The sequence below is a fragment of the Mycobacterium sp. genome, from assembly GCF_049280035.1.
Classification (GTDB): Bacteria; Actinomycetota; Actinomycetes; order Mycobacteriales; family Mycobacteriaceae; genus Mycobacterium.
The window spans coordinates 1-4,016 of sequence record NZ_JBAPPI010000481.1 but is presented as its reverse complement, the minus strand read 5'-3'; the positions used below and the strand labels follow the sequence as shown (position 1 = coordinate 4,016).

The 4,016-nt window shown below is 66.1% G+C and carries 4 protein-coding genes; all 4 read left to right on the top strand.

Features of this window, described 5'->3' with window-relative positions:
- The first annotated feature begins 16 nt into the window (after positions 1 to 16).
- On the top strand, positions 17 to 1,195 hold the full coding sequence (locus tag WAN71_RS15810) for a nucleoside triphosphate pyrophosphohydrolase (protein ID WP_422226234.1): 1,179 nt from the start codon (positions 17 to 19) through the stop codon (positions 1,193 to 1,195).
- A gap of 162 nt (positions 1,196 to 1,357) precedes the next feature.
- A complete protein-coding gene (locus tag WAN71_RS15805; protein ID WP_422226233.1) occupies positions 1,358 to 2,089 on the top strand; it encodes a lytic transglycosylase domain-containing protein in 732 nt (243 codons plus the stop codon).
- 68 nt (positions 2,090 to 2,157) lie between these two features.
- Complete coding sequence (eno, locus tag WAN71_RS15800) at positions 2,158 to 3,447, top strand: phosphopyruvate hydratase (protein ID WP_422226232.1); 1,290 nt, start codon at positions 2,158 to 2,160, stop codon at positions 3,445 to 3,447.
- Between the two features lie 12 nt (positions 3,448 to 3,459).
- On the top strand, positions 3,460 to 4,016 hold a 557-nt coding region (locus WAN71_RS15795), incomplete at its 3' end, for an FtsB family cell division protein (protein WP_422226231.1).

Genomic DNA, 4,016 nt, shown 5'->3' with positions numbered 1-4,016 from the left:
GGGGAGAGTGGCGCTGGTGACTGTCGTCTTGGTCGATCCACGCCGACCGTCGCTAGTTCCGGTGGAGGCCATCGAGTTGCTCACCGGTGAGGTGCAGTACACCGAGGAGATGCCGGTCGCGGTGCCCTGGACGCTGCCGGCGGCGCGCCCCGCACATACCGGGGAGGACGCTCCAGTGCTGCTGTCCTCAGACCCCGAACACCCGTCGGTCACGGCGCGATTGGCCGCCGGCGAGCGACTGATTTCTGCGCCCGATCACCAGCCGGGGGAGCGATTGGTGGACGCGGTCGCGATGATGGACAAGCTGCGGACGGCCGGACCGTGGGAAAGTGAGCAGACTCACGATTCGTTGCGCCGGTTCCTGTTGGAAGAGACCTACGAGGTCTTCGACGCGGTGCGTAGCGGCGATGCCGACGCGTTGCGCGAAGAGCTCGGCGACGTGTTGCTGCAGGTGCTTTTCCACGCCCGCATCGCCGAAGACGCGCCACAACATCCATTCAGCATCGACGATGTCGCCGATACACTGCTCCGCAAATTGGGCAACCGGGTTCCAGGAGTTCTTGCCGGAGAAGAGATTTCGCTCGATGAGCAGTTAGCTCAGTGGGAGGAGCGCAAAGCCTTAGAGAAGAAAGCGAAGGCACGGAACTCGGTGATAGACGACGTGCCCACCGCTCAGCCGGCTCTGGCATTGGCGCATAAGGTGGTTCAGCGTGTCACACGCGCGGGGTTACCTGCCGACCTGATCCCCTCAGAAATCACGTCTATCACCGTGACCACCGATGTCGACGCTGAAAATGCCTTGCGCACAGCACTTTTAGAATTCATGGATACGGTCCGGAGCGCCGAGAAAGCGATCGCCGCCGACCGCCGCGGAGAAGACGTCCCCGCGGAGCTGGATGTCGCTCCAGTCGGCGAGATCACCGAGGACGAGTGGCGCGCTCACTGGCTGCCTGCCGTCGATGCGCTGGTGGAGGCGGACGAGGCCGAGGAGCCGGCGGACGACGTCGACGAGGCGGGGGGCGCGGCTGAGGACGTTGCCGAACCGGAAGTCGAGGCCGGGCGCGACGAGCCTGCGGAAGAGGACGAGCCTGCGGAAGAGGACGTGGCCGAGGCCGTTCCCAGCGACGGCGACGCCCATGACACTGACGAATCGGCTGCTGGCGAGCAAGACGATCCGCGCAGCGACCCTCAATAAATCGGCGAGCCGGTCAGCGGCACCTTTCCGGCCGGATGCAGGTCTGCAGCACGTCATCATCGCTGGACAACTGGAGTCAGGCCAGACGCGGCGCCGAGGAGCAGCTGACCGACTCGATTCCCATGCGACCATGGTCGGGGTAATCGTGTGTAGGGGAGTGTTGTGTCGCCGGTCCGTTGGCTGCGGGCGTTCGCCGTCGTGGGAGCGACGGCGCTGCTCTTGGCATCAAGTTGCAGCTGGCAGCTGGGCCCCTACATTCCGAAAGGCGTGCCGCCGCCCGTCGGCGTCGCTGTGCCGCCGGTCGACACCCACGCCAAAGGCCGGCCTGCCGATCAGCTGCATGGGTGGGCGACCGTACATGCTCCGGCGCTGAAAATCCCGGTCACCGCGCTGGAGGCCTACGGCTACGCCGCGCGGGTCGCTGAGGTGGAGAACCCGAGCTGCCACATCGCGTGGACGACGCTGGCCGGTATCGGTCAGGTCGAGAGCCACCACGGCACCTACCACAACGCGACGCTGTCTCCCAACGGAGATGTGCGTCCCCCGATCAGGGGTGTGGTCCTCGACGGGTCCAATGGCACCTTGCGCATCATCGACAGCGAAGCGGGTGGCATGGACGACGGCTCCAACGCCGTGCGGGCGATGGGGCCGATGCAGTTCATCCCCGAGACGTGGCGTGAATACGGGGTGGATGCCAACAACGATGGCGTGGTCAGCGTGGACAACATCGATGATGCCGCGTTGTCGGCCGCGGGTTATCTATGTTGGCGCGGGAAGGATCTCGCCACACCGCGAGGGTGGATAGAGGCGCTGCGGGCGTACAACTACTCCGACGTGTATGCCCGTGCCGTGCGCGACTGGGCTACCGCCTATGCGGCGGGTCACCCGCTCTGAGCAGGCTCTAGGCTACTGATGGCAGTCGCTTGGCCTTTACCACGCCCTTATCACCTAAGGAGAACCCAGTGCCGATTATCGAGCAGGTCGGAGCCCGCGAGATCCTGGATTCGCGCGGGAATCCGACGGTCGAGGTCGAGGTGGCCCTCATTGACGGCACATTCGCGCGGGCAGCGGTGCCTTCCGGTGCGTCGACCGGCGAGCATGAGGCCGTCGAGCTGCGGGACGGTGGCGACCGCTACGGCGGCAAGGGCGTGAAGAAGGCTGTGCAGGCCGTGCTCGACGAAATCGCTCCGGCTGTCATTGGGCTCAACGCCGACGATCAGCGGCTGGTCGATCAGGCGCTGCTTGACCTGGACGGCACTCCGGACAAGTCCCGGTTGGGCGCCAACGCCATCCTCGGGGTATCTCTGGCGGTCAGCAAGGCGGCCGCCGATTCCGCCGAGTTGCCGCTGTTCCGCTATCTCGGCGGCCCCAACGCGCACATCCTGCCGGTGCCGATGATGAACATCCTCAACGGCGGCGCGCACGCCGACACCGCCGTCGACATCCAGGAGTTCATGGTGGCCCCGATCGGGGCGCCAAGCTTCTACGAAGCGCTGCGCTGGGGCGCCGAGGTCTACCACGCGCTCAAGGCGGTGCTGAAGAAACAGGGCCTGTCCACTGCCGTCGGCGACGAGGGCGGCTTCGCCGCCGACGTGGCCAATACCAAGACGGCGCTGGATTTGATCAGCCAGGCCATCGAATCCGCCGGTTTCAAACCCGGCCCCGACGTCGCATTGGCCCTCGATGTCGCGGCCACCGAGTTCTACACCGACGGCACCGGTTACAAGTTCGAGGGAAGCACCCACACCGCTGACCAGATGACCGAGTTCTACGCCGGCCTCCTGGGCTCCTACCCGTTGGTGTCCATCGAAGATCCACTGTCCGAAGATGATTGGGACGGCTGGGCTTCCCTGACCACGGCGATCGGTGACCAGGTGCAGATCGTCGGCGACGACATCTTCGTCACCAATCCCGAACGGCTGGAAGAAGGCATCGAGCGTGGTGTCGGAAATGCGTTGCTGGTCAAGGTCAACCAGATCGGAACGCTGACCGAGACGCTCGACGCCGTCGCGCTGGCGCACCACAGCGGATACCGCACGATGATGAGCCACCGCAGCGGCGAAACCGAGGACACCACGATCGCCGATCTTGCGGTGGCTGTCGGGAGTGGGCAGATCAAGACCGGCGCACCGGCGCGTAGCGAACGCGTCGCCAAGTTCAACCAGCTGCTTCGGATCGAAGAAGCGCTCGGCGACGCCGCCCGCTACGCCGGTGATCTGGCATTCCCGCGGTACGCGCCGGAAGCCGGCTAACCGGTAGGAATCATGCCGGAATCGAAACGGCCAGACCCGAAGCGGCGCCCACCGGCGTCGCGTCCGACCCGGGCCGGCGATTCGAAACAGGGCCGGCAGCGCAAGTCGCCGGCGGCCCGTCCCGGTCCGAATGCGTCCCGTGCCCTGCCGGAGCAGGTCGAACCGATCAAACGCGCAATCGTCGAATCGGCCGAGCAGCGGTCCGAGCAACGACTCGGCCTGACCGCGCGGCGGGCCGCGATCCTGGCCGCGGTTGTCTGCGTGCTGACGCTCACCATCGCAGGCCCGGTCCGCACCTATTTCGCGCAGCGCACCGAGATGAAACAGCTGGCTGCCTCCGAAGCTGCTCTGCGGCAACAGATCGCCGATCTCGAGCAGCAGAGGGTCAAGCTCGCCGATCCGGCTTACATTGCGGCCCAAGCCCGCGAGCGTCTGGGGTTCGTGAAGCCGGGTGACATCCCGTATCAGGTCCAACTTCCCCCGTCGGCGGCCCTGCCCGCAGAGCCGGGCAGCCAGCCGGCGCCCGCGGCCGCGAGCGATCCGTGGTACACGTCGCTGTGGCACACGAT